This is a genomic window from Gemmatimonadota bacterium, assembly GCA_009835325.1.
Taxonomy (GTDB): Bacteria; JAAXHH01; JAAXHH01; order JAAXHH01; family JAAXHH01; genus JAAXHH01.
This window is the reverse complement of record VXWP01000117.1, coordinates 1-17,514: the sequence shown is the minus strand read 5'-3', so window position 1 is coordinate 17,514 and position 17,514 is coordinate 1. Positions and strand designations below refer to the sequence as shown.

Genomic DNA, 17,514 nt, shown 5'->3' with positions numbered 1-17,514 from the left:
CTGCGGAGAGGAGCGGCGATGTACGATTTGATTATCAAAGGCGGCCACGTCATCGATCCGGAGAACGGCATCAGCGGAAGCCGGGACGTCGCCGTCGACGGCGGCCTGATCGCGGCGGTGGAGCACGACATCCCGGCGGAACACGGCCGAAAGGTCGCCCGCGTCCACGGCCATTACGTCACGCCCGGGTTGATCGACATCCACATGCATGCCTACGGCGGTTACCGGGGATGGGTATTCCCGGACGCCCACGTGCTTCCCAACGGGGTGACCACGGTGCTGGATACCGGGGGCGCAGGCTGGAAGAAGTTCGAAGACTTCAAGGACACGGTCATCGCGGATTCCACAACCCGGGTCCTGGCGCTGATCAACATCGTGGGCGCCGGCATGGAAGGCGCCGTGGAGCAGGACGTTTCGGAGATGGACCCGGTACCCTGCGGGGACATGATCGCCCGATACCCGGAGCACGTCGTCGGGTCCAAGACCGCCCATTTCGGCGGACCGGGCTGGGAGGCGGTGGACGGCGCCGTCGAGGCGGCCCGCCGAAGCGGCACCATCGCCATGATCGATTTTGCGCCGAAGCCGACCCGGAGCTACCGGGACCTGCTGCTGAAGAAGCTGAGCCCCGGTGACATACACACGCACCTCTACGCGCAGCACATACCCCTGCTGGACGAAAACGGCCGGGTGAACGACTACGTCCGGGAAGCCCGGGACAAGGGCATCCTGTTCGACCTGGGCCACGGCGGCGGCAGCTTCTGGTTCCGCATCGCCGTGCCGGCCATCGAGCAGGGCTTTCTGCCGGATACCATCAGCACGGACCTCCACAAGTACAGCGCCCTGATGCCGAACGCGAGCATGAACACGACCATGTCGAAATGCCTGAACATGGGGATGACCCTGGAGGACGTGATCATGCGCTCCACGCGAAACCCCGCCCGGGCCATCCGGCGCCCCGAACTGGGTACGCTGAGCATCGGCGCGGAGGCGGACGTCGCCGTGCTGGAACTGGAATACGGAGAGTTTGGTTTCGTGGACTCGGGCCATGCGCGCATGCGCGGCGACCGGCGGCTGAGGTGCCTGCTGACGGTGCGGGCCGGTGAGGTGGTCTGGGACCTGAACGGCCTGACGCGTCCGGACTGGGACAAGGCGGGCGACTACATAAGGACCGAGTGAGCGAATGAGTGACACCAGCCGGGAACAGCAGGAACCCCGGGAGCAGCGTGACCAGACCGCGGCGACCGCCGGGCAGGACGACCAGTGGCAGATCGTGCCGGACAGCCTGCCCTACGAGGACGGGTTCAGCAGCCGGATCATCTGGGCCGCCTTCTTCGTCGGGCTGGTCATGCTTCCGGGGGCGATCTACCTGGAACTGGTGACCGGAAAGAGTTTCGCGGGCGCCGCGGAATGGGTCACCATCATCATGTTCATCGAGATCGGGAAGCGCCTGTTCATCAAGCTGAAGCCCCAGGAAGCCATCATCCTCTACTGGCTCGCCGCCGGCCTGGCGGCGACGGGACTGGGCGCCAGCGGCATGGCGGCCGGATCGTCGGTGCACGGCGCGCCTTTCGCCAAGATGATCTGGTTCCAATATCTGATCCAATCCCCCCAGGCGGACGGCCTGGCCCAGCTTCTGCCCCAGTGGGTATCGCCGCCCAGGGGATCCGATTCCCTGATCACCCGGACCCTCTTCTCCATGGAGTGGATGGAGCCCATCCTGCTGGCCGTACTTGTGTCCATTCTCGGCCTGGTCAACGCCCTTTCGCTGGGATACGTGCTCTTCCGCATCACGGCCGACACCGAGCGCCTGCCCTTTCCCCTGGCGCCCGTGCAGGCGGCCGGCGCCACCGCGCTGGCGGAATCGTCGGCGGGCGAGGAGACCTGGCGCTGGCGCCTGTTTACCGTCGGCGCCATGATCGGCCTGGGCTGGGGCATACTCTACGTGGTCGTCCCGACGGTATCGGGGGTGGTGCTGACCAAGGGCGTCGAGGTCTTCCCCATTCCCTTCGCGGACTTCACGCCGCGGGTCCGGGACGTGTTGCCCGCGTCGCCTATCGGCATCGGCACGGACATGGCCACGCTCCTGGTGGGTTTCGTCCTGCCCTTCTGGATCGTGGTCGGCACCTTCATCAGTTCCTTCGTGGTCACCTTCATCGCCAATCCGGCTCTCTACCACTTCGGCCTTTTGCACAGCTGGGCGCCGGGGATGAGCACCATTCCCACCTCCATCAATAATACCATCGATTTCTGGCTTAGTTTTTCGTCCATCGGTACTTCGCTGGTCATCGGCCTGATCGGCCTGGTGGCCTTCGCCCGCGCCCTGAAGCGAGACCCGGACGGCACGTCGGGCGTCCAGGGACCCCGCCGGCCGCCGCCGGAACGGGGTGATTTCAGGCTGCCCATACCCATCGCGCTCTGGGCGTTGTCTACCCTGTGCTTCATCGCTCTGGTCTACTACCTCGAACCCACGTTCCCGGTATGGATCTCCGTGGTTTTCGGGTTCCTGTGGACGCCCTTCTTCTCCTACATCGGCGCGCGCATGATCGGCCTCACGGGCTCGCCTTACGGATCGTCCTTCCCCTACGCGAGGGAGGGGTCCTTCTACCTGTCGGGCTACAAGGGCGTGGCCATCTGGTTCGCGCCGGTTCCGCTCTTCGATCACAGCGGCGTGGTGGCGACCTTCCGACAGCTGGAACTCACCCGAACGCGATTCCCAAGCCTGGTCAAACTGTATATATTGAGCCTGTTGCTGCTCATTGTGTTCAGTTTCCTGTTCTACGCCCTGATCTGGAAACTGGCGCCCATACCGTCCGCGGCCTATCCCTTCGTCGAGAAGATGTGGCCGCTGCAGGCGACGATGGAAACGATCTGGATCAAGTCGACCCTGCCGGGCGGATCGGATGTGATCGGGCAACTCATCAAGTGGGAATACATCGGCGCCGGGATGGGGTTCACGGTGGCCCTGTACGGGGTCCTGAGCCTGCTCAAGGCGCCGCCGTTGCTATTCTACGGCCTGGTCGCGGGACTGGGCACCGGTGCCTGGATACACTACACGCTGCCCACGTTCATCGGAGCGATGCTGGGCCGGTTCTATTTCGGACGGCGGTACGGAGAGAAAAGGTGGCGCGCCTACGCGCCGGTGATCCTGGCCGGGTACGGGTGCGGCCTGGGCCTGATCGGCATGGCGGCCGTCTCCCTGGTGCTGATCGCCAAGTCCACGTCCCAGATCCTGTTCTGACGTCCCGGAGCTTGTTCCGACGTCCCGGATCCTGTGCTGACGAATGTAAAGAGGGAACGGACTGTTTATGCCCGATGATTTCCGCGTAGCCCTGGTCGCAGACCTGCGGGGTCCCGACGGCGGGGTCGTGTTCGACAATTTCGGCGTCGACCTGCTGGACGAAGCCGGGGTCTTCCATGCCTTCCTGGAAGAGGACCGGTGGCCCGTCACCCCGGATCAGCTCGAGGATTTCGACGCGGTGATCTCCATGGGCCAGCCCTACACGCAAGACTCCTTTGCCGGGAGCGAGCGCCTGGCGCTCATCGCCCGGACGGGCGTGGGCTACGACATGATCGATATGGACGCCGCGACGGAGGCGGACGTCATGGTGACGATCACGCCGGAGGCCACGCGCAGGCCGGTGGCCAGCGCCACGATGGCCCTCATGCTCGGTCTGTGTCACCGGGTGACGATCAAGGACGCCATCGTGCGGAACGACGACTGGGACATCCGTTTCGATCATATGGGATGCGAGATCCGGGGCCGCGTGGTCGGCCTGATCGGCATGGGCATGATCGGCCGCGAGGTGTCGCGCATGCTGGCGCCCTTCGAACCATCGGAAATCCTCGTCTCCGACCCCGTCGTGACCGCGGATGAGGCCGCACAACTGGGCGTTACGCTGGTGGACCGGGAGACCCTGCTCAAACGAAGCACTTTCGTCACCATTCATTGTCCGTTGAACGATCACACCCGGTACCTGATCGGTGCGCGTGAGCTGCGCATGATGCGGGAGGACGCCTACCTCGTCAACACGGCGCGTGGCGCCATCGTAGACCAGAAAGCACTGGAGCAGGCGTTGCAGGAAGGCTGGATCGCAGGCGCGGCCATTGACGTATTCGAGCAGGAACCGCCAGACGCCGACGATCCCCTGCTGTCCCTGCCAAACGTCATCCTGGCGCCTCACGCTTCGTGCTGGACCTACGAGTTGTTTCGCGATATCGGACACGACTGCATGAAGGCGGCCCTGGCCGTCTCCCGTGGAGAAGAGCCTCCCTACGTGGTCAACCGGGAAGTACTCGAACGGCCCGGCTTGAGGAGAAAACTGGAAAAGTTCAACGGATAAGACCAGGAAAGGAAGACAATGCCAGTAATTTCCCCAGAGAAACTGCATCGAATCGGCTGTGAGGTGATGGAGGCAGCCGGCTGTACGGCGGACGATGCCCGCAGCGTCGTGGACCACCTCGTGGATTCCAATCTCTTCGGCCACGATTCTCACGGCGCCATCCGGATCCCGGAATACGTCAAGGCCATCAAGGACGAGGGCCGGTTCAAGGCCAGGGCCGAAGTGCAGGTCGTAAGTGAAAGTCCGTGCACGGCCGTGGTGGACAACGGAGGCGCGCTCGGCCAGGTGGGCGGAACCGTCGCCATGCAACTGGCCATGAAGAAGGCGAGAGCGCACGGCACGGCCACGGTTTCGCTAAGGCGCACCAGCCACGTGGGGCGCGTGGGCGCTTATCCGCTCATGGCGGCCCGGGAGGGCCTGATCGGACTGGCCTTCGTCAACGCGGGCCGGTTCGGACGCCAGATCCCGCCCTTCGGCGGTATCGACGGACGCATCAGCACCAATCCCATTGCTTTCTCGGCCCCCCGCAGGAACGACGACCCCGTCATGGTAGACCTGACCACTTCCGTCGTCGCGGAAGGCAAGGTGCGTGTCGCCGCGAACAAGGGCGTGCGGGTTCCCGAGGGCTGGTTGATCGACCACGAAGGAAATCCCACCACGGACCCGACCGTGATCAAGGGCCCGCCGCCCAACGGCGCCATCCTGCCCATGGGTGGCATCGTCGCCCACAAGGGCTACAGCCTGGGGCTGCTCGTAGAGATCCTGGGCGGCACGCTGAGCGGACAGGGATGCGCGCAGGGCGAGCAGACCGTATCGAGCAACGGGGTGCTCTTCACCGTTTACGATATCTCTTTCTTTACCGATCTGGACTGGTACTACGAGGAAGTCGAAGGAATGATCCGCCACGTGAAAGCCAGCCGTACAGCACCGGGATTCGACGAGATCCTCATACCGGGCGAACCGGAGTTCCGACTGGCGGCGAAGCGACGGCAGGAAGGGATCAGCATCGACGACACCACCTGGCAGCAGATGAAGGAAGCCGGGACGCGGGTCGGCCTGGACCCCGAGCACTGGTAAGTCCGCGGAACTGGTAAGTCCGCGGAACTGGTAAGTCCGCGGAAATGAAAAAGGGACAGGAGAATAGGTTCCCCTGTCCCTTGGATGCTGCCTTTACAGGATAGCGGCGGAAACTACTTGGCCGAGAAACTACCCATCAACCGGTGGGTTCCCCACGAAACGGACAGCTTTCCCTTCCCATCCGAATCCTTGAGCTCTACGGTGAGCCGCTCCACCGATTCGTCGCCCGTGCTGTAACTCAGCGGTACTTCCAGCACGTCGTTCTCCCGGCTGGCGCCCGGTGCGCCCCAGATCCCCACCTCACTGTTGAAGATGAGCGACCACGAATCGCCTTCCACGTGCTTGATCCATGCGCTGTAGGAACCCATGGCCAGGGTCTGATCACCGAACATCAGGTCGGCTTCCGACGTGAAGGTCGTGGATTTGTTGCTGCCGAAGCGCCAGACGAATCCTGCCGGCGCCATGGCGAGCATGTCCCTGCCCTTCATTTCGGGACGGCCGTAATCGATGGATACCTTGCCTCCCGACAGCGTGACTTCCGCCATGCCCCGGCCGGGGTCCGATCCTTCACCGCCTGCGGGCATCGTCGTCTGGGCATCGGCGATCCCGCCCAGGGAAGTAAGGGCCATGGCAAGGACCAGGCTGCCGACCATACGGGTAATGCGAAGCATAAAAACCTCCTGAAAACGGTACTTGTTCCGACATCCTTTGAAGCAGGTCGTACGGACCAAAAAATGACAAGAATCAACGTTGCTGTCAACGGATTTGCATCGACCCGACGTTGCCCGGGAAACGGACCAGGGCAAAGTCGACACGCATGCCGCGGCCAGCCTCGGGAGACGGTAGGCCGGCGGTGTATTTCCCTTGATTTCTGGTTCTTCCCGGTCGATTTTAGCCCGTGGGGCTCTACGTTCAACAACCCCTTCCTGCTGCGACGATTCTATATACGTCCGATAACTGTAATTCTTCAATTTAAAGGAGCTACTGGGATGACCCGTGTAGACGATGCCGTATTGAACGGTCTGGCCGGATTCGACTCGGCCACGGTTTACAACGCCGTGGAGAAAGTGCAGGGCGTTTCGAATGACGATTACACCGGACCGGAGATTCAGTACCTGACGCCTGAATTCGGCGCCGTGATCGGGTACGCCGTGACTTCCGAGGTCACCCCGCTGGACGCCACACCGGCCAATATGAGCTGGTCCGACTACTACGACGTGCTGGACGAGACGCCGGGTCCCATGATCGCGGTAATGAAGGACGTCGACACCCGTCCGAAGCGCGCCGCCCTCTTCGGCGACGGCATGGCGCATATCCACAGGAAGCTCGGCGTAGTCGGCGCCGTGGTCGAAGGCTGTGTCCGTGATCTCGAGGGCATCCGGGCAGCGGGTCTGCCTATATGGGGCCTCGGTACGGTATCCGGCCACGGCCCCTTCAACGTGCGGGCCGTAGGCCGGCCGCTTGTGGCCGGACAGTTGCTTGTGCAGACCGGCGACCTGTTGCTCGCCGACGTGGACGGCGTGGTGAAGATCCCGCTCGACATCGCGGAAGACACCCTGAGAAAGGCGAATGAGATCAGGACCTGGGAACGGTCCCACTTCGACATGATCAACAGTCCCGAATTCACCTACGAAAAATGGAAGAACCGGGAATCGCAGGCGTAAGCCGCCTATTGGACCAGATCGTGAAATCACCAACGGGCACCGAGCTGAATTGCAAAAATTGGCTCATCGAAGCGGCCTACCGCATGATCCAGAACAACCTGGATCCGCAGGTCGCCTTCGATCCCGAAAACCTCGTCGTATACGGCGGCAGGGGCAAGGCCGCCCGGAACCGGGAAGCCCTTGAAGCCATCCTGAACGCATTGCGGAACCTGGAACCCGACGAGACACTCATGGTGCAGTCGGGCAAGCCGGTGGCGGTGTTTCGCACCCACGAGGACACGCCGCGCGTCCTGATCGCCAATTCGAACATGGTGCCGGCCTGGGCGACGCAGGAGAATTTCGACGCCTGGGAGCGCGAGGGCCTGACGATGTACGGCCAGATGACGGCCGGCAGCTGGATCTACATCGGCACGCAGGGCATCCTGCAGGGTACTTACGAGACCTTCGGCGCGCTCGCTCGTAAACACGGTTGGGGCAGCCTGTCGGGAAAGCTCGTGGTTACGGCCGGCCTGGGCGAGATGGGCGGCGCCCAGGCGCTGGCCATCACCATGAACGGCGGCGTGGGCCTGCTGGTGGAGGTGGATCCGTGGCGCGCGCGCCGTCGCCTGGAGCTTCGCCAGGTGGACACCGTGGCGGAGAACCTCGATCTTGCGTTGAGTTGGGTGGATGAGGCGCTGGCCGCGGGCGAAGCCCGGTCGATCGCCCTGATCGGAAACGCCGCCGAGGTCCTTCCCGAACTGCTTGACCGGGGTATCGTGCCCGACGTGGTCACGGACCAGACCGCGGCTCACGATCCGCTCTACGGGTACATTCCCGCCGGGCTGTCGCCTGAAGAAGCGCGCCGGTTGCGCGAGCGCGATCCGGACGCCTGCCAGGAGCGTTCCCTCGCTTCCATGACCGTCCATGTCCAGGCCATGCTCGCGTGGCAGCGGAAGGGGGCCGTGGTCTTCGACTACGGCAACAACCTGCGGCAGCGGGCCTATGACAACGGGGTGGAGCAGGCCTTCGACTATCCCGGTTTCGTCCCGGCCTACATCCGTCCCCTGTTCTGCGAAGGCAAGGGTCCCTTCCGCTGGGTCGCCCTCTCGGGAGATCCCGAGGACATCTACCGGACGGACCAGGCCATTCTCGAGCTGTTTCCGGAGGACGATCACCTGTTCCGCTGGATCACCATGGCCCGGCGGCACGTGGAATTCCAGGGGCTTCCGGCCCGAATCTGCTGGCTGGGATACGGAGAAAGAGCCCGGGCGGGACTGAGATTCAACGAGCTGGTCGCTTCGGGCGAGGTCACCGCGCCCATCGTCATCGGTCGCGACCACCTCGACAGCGGTTCAGTTGCCAGCCCGAACCGCGAGACCGAGGCCATGAAGGACGGATCGGACGCCATCGCGGACTGGCCCGTACTGAACGCATTGATCAACACGGCGAGCGGCGCGACCTGGGTGAGCTACCACCACGGCGGCGGCGTGGGCATCGGATACAGCCTCCACGCCGGGCAGGTCATCGTCGCCGACGGCACGCCCGAGGCAGCCGCGCGCCTGGAGCGCGTGCTCACCAACGACCCGGGGATGGGCGTGGCCCGGCACGTGGACGCCGGCTACGAAGAAGCGCTGGCCGTGGCGAGATCCCGCGGCGTCAAGATCCCCATGATGGACTGAACCTCAAAAGCAGTGATCGAATATGGCTGGTTCACGGAAATCCCCGGTCCTTACGGACCCTCTGGCCCTCACCGGCCACGATCTCACCATTGACGACGTGGTCGCCGTCGCACGGGGCCGGACCGTCGCCATTCACCCCGATGCCCTTCCCCCCATGGAGCGGTCCCGGGAGGTCGTGGACCGACTGGTCTCGGAAGGGCGGATCGCCTACGGCATCACCACGGGGTTCGGTCGGTTCAAGGACAAGCTGATCTCGGCGGACCAGGTCGCCGAACTGCAGTTGAACCTGATCAGGAGTCACGCGGCGGGAGCCGGACCGGAACTGGACGAGGAGACCGTGCGGGCCATGCTGGTCATCCGAGCAAATACGCTCGCCATGGGCTATTCGGGGATTCGCACTGAAGTCGTACAACTGATGGCGGACATGTTGAACGCGGGCGTGCATCCCTGCATTCCCGGACGAGGTTCTCTCGGCGCAAGCGGGGACCTGGCGACCCTGGCGCACATGTCCCTGGTGCTCATCGGCGAAGGCGAAGCCATGTACCGGTCCCGTCGGCTCGACGGCGCATCCGCGCTGCGGGAGGCCGGCCTCCGGCCCGTAACCCTGGGTGCCAAGGAAGGCCTGGCGCTGACGAACGGCACCACGCTCATGGCCGGACTCGGCGCCTTGCTGGTCCACCGGGCGACCCATCTCGCCCTTACGGCGGACATCGCCGCTGCCATGACCCTGGAGGCGCTGGCAGGCACCGACCGCGCCTACGACGCGCGGGTGCACGCCATACGGCCCCACCCCCGGCAGATCGCCTGCGCGGGCTTCCTGCGGGACATCCTGAACGGCAGCCGGCTGCTGCGTTCCGACAATCCGGGCAACGTCCAGGATCCCTATACCCTGCGCTGCGTCCCCCAGGTACACGGCACGGTCAGGGACACGATCGACTACGCCCGGTGGGTGGTGGGCATCGAACTGAACGCCGCGAACGACAATCCGCTGGTCTTCGCCAGCGACGATCCCGCCGACGCGGAAGTCATCAGCGCGGGCAATTTCCACGGCGAACCCATCGCCGTCGCCATGGACAGCATGAAACTGGCGCTCGCGGACATGGGCAACATGAGCGAGCGGCGCTCGGCGCGGCTGGTGGATGCCGATTCCAACGAGGGCATTTTGCCCATGTTCTTAACGGACCACGGCGGACTGGAAAGTGGCCTGATGCTCGCCCAGTACACGGCGGCGGCCCTGGCGTCGGAGAACAAGGTGCTGGCCCATCCGGCCAGCGCCGACTCCATTCCGAGCGGCGCAAACACGGAAGATCACGTAAGCATGGGCGCGGCGTCGGTGCACCACACGCTTCAGGTGGTGGAGAACGTGGAGACCATCGTCGCCATCGAGTTGATCGCCGCGGCCCAGGCCATCGATTTCAGATGCAGGGAACCCGGAATCACCCCGGAAGCGCTGGGCGCCGGTACCGACCTGGCATACCGGTTGATTCGCCGGCACGTCCCCTTCCTCGACCGCGACGTCCCGCTCTCTCCACTTTTTGAGACCATACGAGAACTTGTCGCGAAGGGCGATGTAGTCGCCGCGGTCGGAGAGAAGGTGGAGATACCCGGACCGACGTTGGACTGATCCATTCATCCCCATGGGTCGAGCGCGTCCCGGCAAGACCGTAGAATCCGATTCGACGATCACCGCCAGTTCATAGATGGGTAACATGGAAACCGTCGATCTGTACCTCCACAACGCGGAGCAGGTCGTGACCTGCGCGTCCCGTGGCCCGAAGCGCGGGAAAGCCATGGCGGAGGCCGTCGTGATCGAGCGCGGCGCCGTGGTAGTCAAAGACGGGCGGATCGTGGCGGTCGGGCCGACCACGCAACTGGACGGTACCTTTACGTCCGAACGTGTGATCGACTGTACCGGCCGGTCCATCTGCCCCGGTTTCGTGGACGCCCATACCCACACGATCTTCGGCGGAGACCGCGCGGCGGAGTTCGAACTGCGGATCAAGGGCGCTTCGTACCTGGAAATCATGGCGGCCGGCGGGGGTATCGTCAGTACCGTCCGGCATACGCGGGCGGCATCCGTGGACGAACTCGCGCGCTCCGCCACGGCCCGGCTCGACGAAATGCTGGCACTGGGCACCACGACCGTGGAGATCAAGACCGGTTACGGCCTGAGTGCTTCGGACGAGCTGAAGATGCTCCGGGTCATTGAAGGGCTCGACCGCGACCATCCCTGCGATATCGTCCCCACGTTCCTGGGCGCCCACGCCGTCCCTCACGAATTCGATGGGGATGCCGAAGCGTACACGCGGTGCGTAGTCGACGAGATCCTGCCCGAAGCGGCGGCCTGGTATCGTACCTCCCGATTCGCGGAGCGGGGGGTTCCCATGTATGTCGACGTGTTCTGCGAAGACCACGCCTTCGATCTCGAGCAGTCCCGCCGCGTGCTGGAGGCCGGGATCGAAATCGGTTTCAAGGCGAAGATGCACGTGGACCAGTTCAATAGTTTCGGCGGCGTTTCCATGGCCCTGGAACTCGGTGCCGTTTCGGTCGATCATCTCGACGTGACGGGACATGTTGAAATCGAAATGCTCGGGGGATCCGACACCATCGCCGTACCGCTTCCGGCCGTCAACTTCAACCTGGGCATGACGGACTATGCCGACGCCCGGGCGATGATGGACGCAGGCGCCGCCGTGGCCCTCGCCACCGACCTGAATCCCGGTTCCGCGCCCTGCCCATCCATGCCCGCGGTCATGGCCATCGCCTGCAGGTACCAGCGGCTTACCCCCGCGGAAGCGTTGAACGCGTCCACCATAAACGCGGCCCACGCAATCGGCGAAGGAGAGGAGGCGGGTTCTATCGAAGTCGGCAAACGGGCCGATATCCTCGTATTGAAGGCAGGAGATTATCGGCATATCCCCTACTTTTTCGGTGGAAATCCGGTGCAGACCGTAATCAAGCGGGGGCGGGTAATGAGCCCATGAACCCAAGGAACGACGCGCCAGCAATTCGTTTCGAAGCCGGCCGCTGGATCATGCCCGGCCTGGCCACGGCCCATTCCCATGCTTTCCAGCGCGCCCTCCGCGGGCGGACCCAGCGGCGCGCGACACGGGCGGGCACCTTCCGGGGCTGGCGGGACGAGATGTACCGGTTGGTCGAAGGGCTCGGTCCGGACGACCTGTACGCGATTTCCCGTTTTGCCTACACCGAGCTGGCGATGTCAGGTGTCACGGCCGTCGGCGAGTTCCATTACGTGCATCATGGTCCTGGTGGGCGTCCCTATGCGGAACGCACCGAATTGGCGGACGCCGTGATTCGTGCGGCCAGGGACGTCGGCATCCGTATCTGCCTGATACGCACTGCCTACTTGCGGGCCGGTTACCGGCAGTCCGCGGTACCCGCGCAGGAGCGATTCATCGACCCGTCGATCGATCTCGTGACGCAAGACCTCGATGACCTGCGAACGCGTTACGCAGACGATCCTCACGTGGCCGTGGCCGCGGCCGTTCATAGTGTTCGGGCGGTGCCGATATCCGGGATTCGGACGCTGGCCGCGTACGCGGACGAGCACGATATTCCCTTCCACATGCACGTCAGCGAACAACGCGGCGAGCTGGAGGAATGCAGGGCGGAGCACGGGACGACGCCCGTGGCGCTGCTTTCCAATGAAGGCGTGTTGTCCCCGCGTTTCGTGGCCGTGCATGCCACGCACCTGGAGGACGCGGAAGTCTCCGCACTGGGCGAAAACCACGCTTTCGTGTGTATTTGCCGTACTACAGAACGGGATCTCGGCGACGGACTCCCGCCCACGTCCGGACTGCTAGACGCCGGCGCGCGCCTCTGCGTCGGAGTGGACAGCCACGCCTGCGAGAACGCCTTCGAAGAAGCGAGGGCCGTGGAACTCGACGAACGGTCCCGCCGAGAAGTACGACACGCCGCGGCGGAAGCACCCGTGCTGCTGGACGCGGCCACGAGACAAGGCTATGCGGCCTGTGGTCTTGAGGCATCGTGGCGGGAAGACCATGTGCACCTGAACCCCGACGACCCGTCCATCGCCGCCGTCGACGGGGATCTCGCATCCGATGCGATCCTCTTCGGTGCCACGCCGAGGGCGGTGAAATCCGTCGTCGTCGCGGGACGGCAGATCATTGCCGAGGGCTGTCACGCCCAATACGACGAGACCTTGGAACTGTACCGCAAATCGCTGCGTAAACTGGAGTTAATTTAAATAAAGAAAGATGGGCGAACGAAACGAAAGGAGCCCCTGATGGCATCGGTTAAGTATGACTACGCGGAGATGATCTGGAACGAGGTCAGGGATGCCGCGGCCCAGGACCGGGTCGCCCTCCTGCCGGTGGCGACTTATGAAGACCACGGACCGCACCTGCCGGTGGACGTCGACGTGGTCCTGGCGACGGAGATCTGCCGGCGCGCCGCGGCCCGCATCCCGGAAGAGGTCGTCCTCGCCCCGCCGGTGACCCACGGCTACAGTCCTCATCACATGGATTTCCACGGGACGATCACCATCCGGTGGGACACCTTCATCAACTACGTCCGGGATGTGTGCTGCAGTCTGGCCTATCACGGTTTCAAGCGCATCCTGATCATCAATGGCCACGGGAGCAACACCTCGCCCCTGGATCTGGCCGCCCGTCTCACCGTGCTCGACTATGAGGGACGTGTTCTTTGCGCCAGTGCGAACCACTGGGGACTGAGGCAGGCCCGGAAGACGGGTAATGCGCTCCGCGATTCGGACTACGGCGGGACGTCTCACGGCGGGGAATACGAGACGTCGCTCTACCTCGTCCTGAAGCCCGACCTGGTCGAGATGGACAAGGCCGTGGACAACCGGAGCCCGCTTCCCGACAGTTTCAAGACGGACCTCCTGTCCGGCGGACATCCCGATGCTTCCGACGCCCGCCTGGTACCCTACTGGAGTTCGATTTCTCCCAGCGGGGTCATGGGAGACGCCACAAAAGCGACGAAAGAGAAGGGAGAGAAGTTTCTGGAGGCCGCCATCAACGGCGTGATCGAGCTCGTCCGGGAATTGCGCAAGACGCCCATACTGGCGCGGCGCGTGCAGCATGGGGATGTGCCCGATACGAAGTGGAAGATGACCTAGGGGATTGCGAGCGACAACCCGCACTCAGCCCCGCGACGGCTCGCTCATGGTTTCCCTGGCCTGGCGGCTCAGTTCCGGCAGGTGATCGTCGTTTGCCATGACCTGCTCGAGGTGACGCAAACGATCGGGGGAAGCGGTTCGCAGCATCGCCGGACCGTACGCTTCGTCCAGCCAGAAGCGGGATGCGCCGCTGATGTAGTCGCGCAATTCCGGGATGAGATGCTCGGGATAGCGCTGGCACAGGTTCATGGTGAACATCCGCCGGCGCCCACCGCCGCCGAACGAGGCGTGCTTGGTATTGTGGTTGAAGCATACGATGTCGCCCGGACGGGTCTCCAGCGCCTGGGCCGGTACGTCCGCGGGCGCCGTATCCCACAATGACGAACTCTCGCCTACGTTTTTCTGCAAGGCGTCCGCATAGACATCATCCCGCTTGTGGCTGCCGGGAATGACCCGCAGGCAGCCGGTGTCCCGCGTTAGCGTATCCAGGTAGAAGGCGATCTTGATATGCAGGATTTCGGGATGCCATCCATCGGAGTGCCACCTCGTATCGCCGGCATAGTAGTTACCGTCGCTGCCCATGTAATTGAAATCGTCGCCCAGAAGACTGGTCGCTATCCCCCGGATCCGTTCGTCGTCCAGCAGCGAGGATAACCGGTCATGCTGGTCGATGAACGGTACGATGCAGGACCGTTGCTTACCGTCATGCGGCCGTCCGTCGTGCCCGCCTCCACGGCCTGCCCAGACCTCCTCGAAATCGTTGATGATTTCGTCGATGCGATCGACCAGCAGACCCGGAAACCCCAGGTACCCGAACGTATCGAAGAACGCCAGTTGCTGCTCAGTCAATTTGTAGCCCATAACCTGCGCTCCTTGGCTCCGTGAGCCTACGGATTGGGAGGAGAGGTACATATGAGTACGACAAGGGCTTCGGTTCCGGTGTTTTCTATGCCGTGCAGACACCAGGGCGGCAGATAGACGAAGTCGCCCTTTTTCACGTCACGTTTGTAATTCGCGAAGGTCATTTCCCCCGATCCCTCCAGGATGACATAGGTCTCTTCGGTGGGATGTGAACCAGGTTCGAGAATGACATGGGGCGGCACGTAGAACAGCACCAGGCCCATGTTCTCAGCGGGGGCGTTGGGATTGACAGGATGCACCACTCTGACCCCCAGACCGTTGCATCCCGGATAGACGACCGGCACGCCGTCCTGGGCGTTGACGATCATGGGATCCGGTGGCGTCTCCGGTTTGGGAATGTCGGGGATTTTGGCCTGGTCTTCACTGGTGTATCCCATGAATTCGGTGATCTTCGCCATGTAATGAGCGCTCCTATTCTGCCGTTGCCGACGGACAGCCAGACCCTATTCGGAAGGTCCTGCCCCGTATTCGAAATCGAATTCCAGCGTATCGCCCAGAGGCACGTAGCCGATTTTCTGATAGATGTGGTTGGAGGCTGGGTTCGACTGGTCGGTAAACAGACTACAGAACTCGTACGAACCCGCAAGCAGTTTCTTCGTCAACGCGTAAACGCACGAAGTCGCGTATCCCCGGTTACGTAACGCGGCAGGAGTGTAAACCATTGTGACATTCGTACCGTTTCTCATGGGCCGCGACTGCCTGGCGATCGACACCGGACCATCGTCCTCCCAGATGTACAGGTTTCCCTCCTTGATGTACTTTTCAGCGTTGCGTTCCGCCTTCCCCGGTCCGCTTTCCTCACCGACCGCTTCCCGCGTGAATGCCGCGACCCACTTCGCCATCAGTCGTTGATCCGCCATTTCAGCCGGCCTCAGCCCGCCCGGGGCGAGCGGCACGTCGATCACGCTTCGAGCCTCGAATACCCGCAGCCGTTTTCGCGGTATCGCTGAACACCCCGGGAAAGCCCTTATCCACTGACTGGAAAAGCTCCGGGCTTCAGCCTCCGGTCCCACTACGCCCGGCACCCGTACATTCCCGTTTTTCAGGTGCCGAACAAGCCGGTCCATGGCACAATCGATTTCCGTGTCGTATATGCTCAGGACGAGTCTGTAGGGTGGCGACCTGACCGCTACGCCCACCGGATCGCCGTTATCCAGAATGCTCAGGAGCAGCGGCGGTTCGTCGCCGTAGTAGTACGGATCTTCGGCCAGCGTGTACGCCAGGCCCAGGGGCAGGTTGTTCTCGCTCTCGCGTTTTTCCAGGTGGGAACCGGACAGCGCCAGAAGTTCCCTTGCGTGGCCATGTTGCACGATGTCGTACATGACGCGGCCTCAGGACAACTCGTACCGGATCCACCACCAGTAGTTGCCGATATGCACCATGAGGTTTTTCGACAGGGGCTCGAATATGCGCCTTAGTTCGTCTTCCGTTGGATCATTCTCGACCATGACGAATTCCGAACCATCGGACAATTGTCGCGTCATGAACTGGTCCTCGTGGCCCTCAATCCTGAACAGCCGGCTTACAGCATCGGGACTTGTCGGCCTGGACGACCGCATGAACACGACAGAACCCTCCTCGAGCCGTGCGTGGAAGCCATGCAGAAACTCCCCATGCCTCGAAGCAGGGCAGGTGTGCAGAAACCCCGCCGCGAAACCGCCGTCAAAACGCTTGCCTGGCGCGATGGATCCAAGTTCGAAGGCGTCGCCGGCCAGATAACTGACGTTGGGCGGGTTGTCGTTTTCTGCGGCCAGGTCCAGCATGTTTGGAGCGATCTCTACCCCCGTGACAGACACTGCGGTTTCTGCGATTTCCCGGGTCGCCGATCCCGTGCCGCTCGCTACCTCGAGCACCCGTCGGCCCCGCATGGCCTCCTGCGATTCCCGGACCATCCTGGCCTGTTCGGCGGGCAGATCAGGCGCGGGCCCCCGGGGGATCTTGTGCGGCATGTCGCCGTGGACCTGGCGCAGGTTGTAATACTCGATGGTCGCCCGATGCAGGTTCTCCGGTTGCAGATTGTCCGGATCCGGCGCTGGACCGCGACCGTGCAAATCCGGCGCTGGCCCGCGACCCTGCAAATCCGGCGCTGGTCGTCGGGCGCGCATTTGATCGCTCATTCACGCACCGTTCCCGTGACGCCGAGGTAGAGCTTGCCCTCGTATTGCACAGTGAAGTCCATTTCGCAGGATTCCGACAACCGGACGAAATCCGCCCCTTCGAAGTACCGCTTGTAGATCTCGAATTGCCGCCCGTCATTGAGCGTGCGTACCGTAGTGCCTTCCTTGGACCGGGACCCGCGGTACCGCGTCCAGCTAGAGTCCAGGATGACAACGCGTCCGCCCGGCTTCAGTGCGTTTCGCAAGCTATGGAAGAACCGGTCTATCTGGCTGTCGGTGACGTGGCTGAGGAAGAACCCCACGAGCACGGAATCGAAGGACCGGTCTTCCAGCGACACATCGAGGGCGTCGGCCTTCACGAACCTGGTGTTCGGTTCGACGCCTTGCGCGCGCGCCTTCTCTCTTCCCTCCTCGAGCATGTTCTCCGACTGATCCACGAGCGTGATCGCCGAACAGTTCGCAGCGTAAAACTGTAGCCAGTAGCCCGTTCCGCAGGGGATATCCAGGACGCTGCCGCGACAGTGTTCCCGAACGAGATCCCCCAGGGACCGGGCCTCTTCCTTGTACAACTCCGGATCCGTAACCGAACCGGGCGGCTTGCCCAGTGTGTAGATC

Annotated in this window: 16 protein-coding genes; 10 read left to right on the top strand and 6 right to left on the bottom strand. The window is 63.3% G+C overall.

The features are described from left to right. Nucleotides 1-18 precede the first annotated feature (18 nt). From F4Z81_15390 to F4Z81_15375, 4 genes are all read left to right on the top strand, one after another. Nucleotides 19-1,176, top strand: coding sequence for an amidohydrolase/deacetylase family metallohydrolase (locus F4Z81_15390; protein ID MXW06432.1), 1,158 nt, complete (start codon nt 19-21; stop codon nt 1,174-1,176). A gap of 4 nt (nt 1,177-1,180) precedes the next feature. Next, entirely contained in the window at nt 1,181-3,238 is a 2,058-nt protein-coding gene (locus F4Z81_15385; GenBank protein ID MXW06431.1) for a peptide transporter, read from the top strand. A 67-nt stretch (nt 3,239-3,305) separates the two neighbouring features. Then, nucleotides 3,306-4,340 carry a dehydrogenase gene (locus F4Z81_15380; GenBank protein ID MXW06430.1) on the top strand — a complete coding sequence of 345 codons (1,035 nt, stop codon included), beginning with the start codon at nt 3,306-3,308 and terminating at the stop codon, nt 4,338-4,340. An 18-nt stretch (nt 4,341-4,358) separates the two neighbouring features. Then, entirely contained in the window at nt 4,359-5,417 is a 1,059-nt protein-coding gene (locus tag F4Z81_15375) for an Ldh family oxidoreductase (protein MXW06429.1), read from the top strand. Between the two features lie 113 nt (nt 5,418-5,530). On the opposite strand, the gene F4Z81_15370 is transcribed toward F4Z81_15375, so the two are convergent. Continuing rightward, a complete protein-coding gene (locus F4Z81_15370; GenBank protein ID MXW06428.1) occupies nt 5,531-6,088 on the bottom strand; it encodes a DUF2911 domain-containing protein in 558 nt (185 codons plus the stop codon). A 63-nt stretch (nt 6,089-6,151) separates the two neighbouring features. Here F4Z81_15370 and F4Z81_15365 point away from each other — a divergent pair, with 63 nt between their 5' ends. From F4Z81_15365 to F4Z81_15340, 6 genes are all read left to right on the top strand, one after another. After that, nucleotides 6,152-7,081 (top strand): hypothetical protein, encoded by a 930-nt coding sequence (locus tag F4Z81_15365; GenBank protein ID MXW06427.1) that lies wholly within the window; start codon nt 6,152-6,154, stop codon nt 7,079-7,081. 8 nt (nt 7,082-7,089) lie between these two features. Then, nucleotides 7,090-8,739 (top strand): urocanate hydratase, encoded by a 1,650-nt coding sequence (gene hutU / locus F4Z81_15360; protein ID MXW06426.1) that lies wholly within the window; start codon nt 7,090-7,092, stop codon nt 8,737-8,739. 22 nt (nt 8,740-8,761) lie between these two features. Then, complete coding sequence (gene hutH / locus F4Z81_15355; GenBank protein ID MXW06425.1) at nt 8,762-10,363, top strand: histidine ammonia-lyase; 1,602 nt, start codon at nt 8,762-8,764, stop codon at nt 10,361-10,363. Nucleotides 10,364-10,448: 85 nt separating this feature from the next. After that, nucleotides 10,449-11,723 (top strand): imidazolonepropionase, encoded by a 1,275-nt coding sequence (locus tag F4Z81_15350; GenBank protein MXW06424.1) that lies wholly within the window; start codon nt 10,449-10,451, stop codon nt 11,721-11,723. A 50-nt stretch (nt 11,724-11,773) separates the two neighbouring features. Continuing rightward, nucleotides 11,774-12,967 carry a formimidoylglutamate deiminase gene (locus F4Z81_15345; GenBank protein ID MXW06423.1) on the top strand — a complete coding sequence of 398 codons (1,194 nt, stop codon included), beginning with the start codon at nt 11,774-11,776 and terminating at the stop codon, nt 12,965-12,967. 39 nt (nt 12,968-13,006) lie between these two features. Then, on the top strand, nt 13,007-13,861 hold the full coding sequence (locus tag F4Z81_15340) for a creatininase family protein (protein MXW06422.1): 855 nt from the start codon (nt 13,007-13,009) through the stop codon (nt 13,859-13,861). Nucleotides 13,862-13,885: 24 nt separating this feature from the next. Here F4Z81_15340 and F4Z81_15335 read toward each other — a convergent pair whose 3' ends face one another. Genes F4Z81_15335 through F4Z81_15315 form a run of 5 tightly spaced genes read right to left on the bottom strand, consistent with a single transcriptional unit; the run spans nt 13,886 to nt 17,513 of the window. Continuing rightward, nucleotides 13,886-14,773, bottom strand: a complete 888-nt coding sequence (locus tag F4Z81_15335) for a phytanoyl-CoA dioxygenase family protein (GenBank protein MXW06421.1) — start codon at nt 14,771-14,773, stop codon at nt 13,886-13,888. After that, nucleotides 14,749-15,180 (bottom strand): cupin domain-containing protein, encoded by a 432-nt coding sequence (locus F4Z81_15330; protein MXW06420.1) that lies wholly within the window; start codon nt 15,178-15,180, stop codon nt 14,749-14,751. The genes F4Z81_15335 and F4Z81_15330 overlap by 25 nt, the downstream gene beginning before the upstream one ends. A gap of 45 nt (nt 15,181-15,225) precedes the next feature. Continuing rightward, complete coding sequence (locus tag F4Z81_15325; GenBank protein MXW06419.1) at nt 15,226-16,104, bottom strand: hypothetical protein; 879 nt, start codon at nt 16,102-16,104, stop codon at nt 15,226-15,228. A 9-nt stretch (nt 16,105-16,113) separates the two neighbouring features. After that, nucleotides 16,114-16,899, bottom strand: a complete 786-nt coding sequence (locus F4Z81_15320) for a class I SAM-dependent methyltransferase (GenBank protein MXW06418.1) — start codon at nt 16,897-16,899, stop codon at nt 16,114-16,116. Beyond that, nucleotides 16,896-17,513 carry a class I SAM-dependent methyltransferase gene (locus tag F4Z81_15315; protein ID MXW06417.1) on the bottom strand — a complete coding sequence of 206 codons (618 nt, stop codon included), beginning with the start codon at nt 17,511-17,513 and terminating at the stop codon, nt 16,896-16,898. Before F4Z81_15315 ends, F4Z81_15320 begins: the two co-directional genes overlap by 4 nt. Nucleotide 17,514 lies beyond the last annotated feature (1 nt).

What these genes read in the sequence shown, in the direction of transcription:
- F4Z81_15390 (MXW06432.1), top strand. Translation starts at nt 19, where the DNA reads ATGTACGATTTGATTATCAAAGGCGGCCACGTCATCGATCCGGAGAAC.
- F4Z81_15385 (MXW06431.1), top strand. Translation starts at nt 1,181, where the DNA reads ATGAGTGACACCAGCCGGGAACAGCAGGAACCCCGGGAGCAGCGTGAC.
- F4Z81_15380 (MXW06430.1), top strand. Translation starts at nt 3,306, where the DNA reads ATGCCCGATGATTTCCGCGTAGCCCTGGTCGCAGACCTGCGGGGTCCC.
- F4Z81_15375 (MXW06429.1), top strand. Translation starts at nt 4,359, where the DNA reads ATGCCAGTAATTTCCCCAGAGAAACTGCATCGAATCGGCTGTGAGGTG.
- F4Z81_15370 (MXW06428.1), bottom strand. Translation starts at nt 6,088, where the DNA reads ATGCTTCGCATTACCCGTATGGTCGGCAGCCTGGTCCTTGCCATGGCC.
- F4Z81_15365 (MXW06427.1), top strand. Translation starts at nt 6,152, where the DNA reads ATGACAAGAATCAACGTTGCTGTCAACGGATTTGCATCGACCCGACGT.
- hutH (MXW06425.1), top strand. Translation starts at nt 8,762, where the DNA reads ATGGCTGGTTCACGGAAATCCCCGGTCCTTACGGACCCTCTGGCCCTC.
- F4Z81_15350 (MXW06424.1), top strand. Translation starts at nt 10,449, where the DNA reads ATGGAAACCGTCGATCTGTACCTCCACAACGCGGAGCAGGTCGTGACC.
- F4Z81_15345 (MXW06423.1), top strand. Translation starts at nt 11,774, where the DNA reads ATGCCCGGCCTGGCCACGGCCCATTCCCATGCTTTCCAGCGCGCCCTC.
- F4Z81_15340 (MXW06422.1), top strand. Translation starts at nt 13,007, where the DNA reads ATGGCATCGGTTAAGTATGACTACGCGGAGATGATCTGGAACGAGGTC.
- F4Z81_15335 (MXW06421.1), bottom strand. Translation starts at nt 14,773, where the DNA reads ATGTACCTCTCCTCCCAATCCGTAGGCTCACGGAGCCAAGGAGCGCAG.
- F4Z81_15330 (MXW06420.1), bottom strand. Translation starts at nt 15,180, where the DNA reads ATGGCGAAGATCACCGAATTCATGGGATACACCAGTGAAGACCAGGCC.
- F4Z81_15325 (MXW06419.1), bottom strand. Translation starts at nt 16,104, where the DNA reads ATGTACGACATCGTGCAACATGGCCACGCAAGGGAACTTCTGGCGCTG.
- F4Z81_15320 (MXW06418.1), bottom strand. Translation starts at nt 16,899, where the DNA reads ATGAGCGATCAAATGCGCGCCCGACGACCAGCGCCGGATTTGCAGGGT.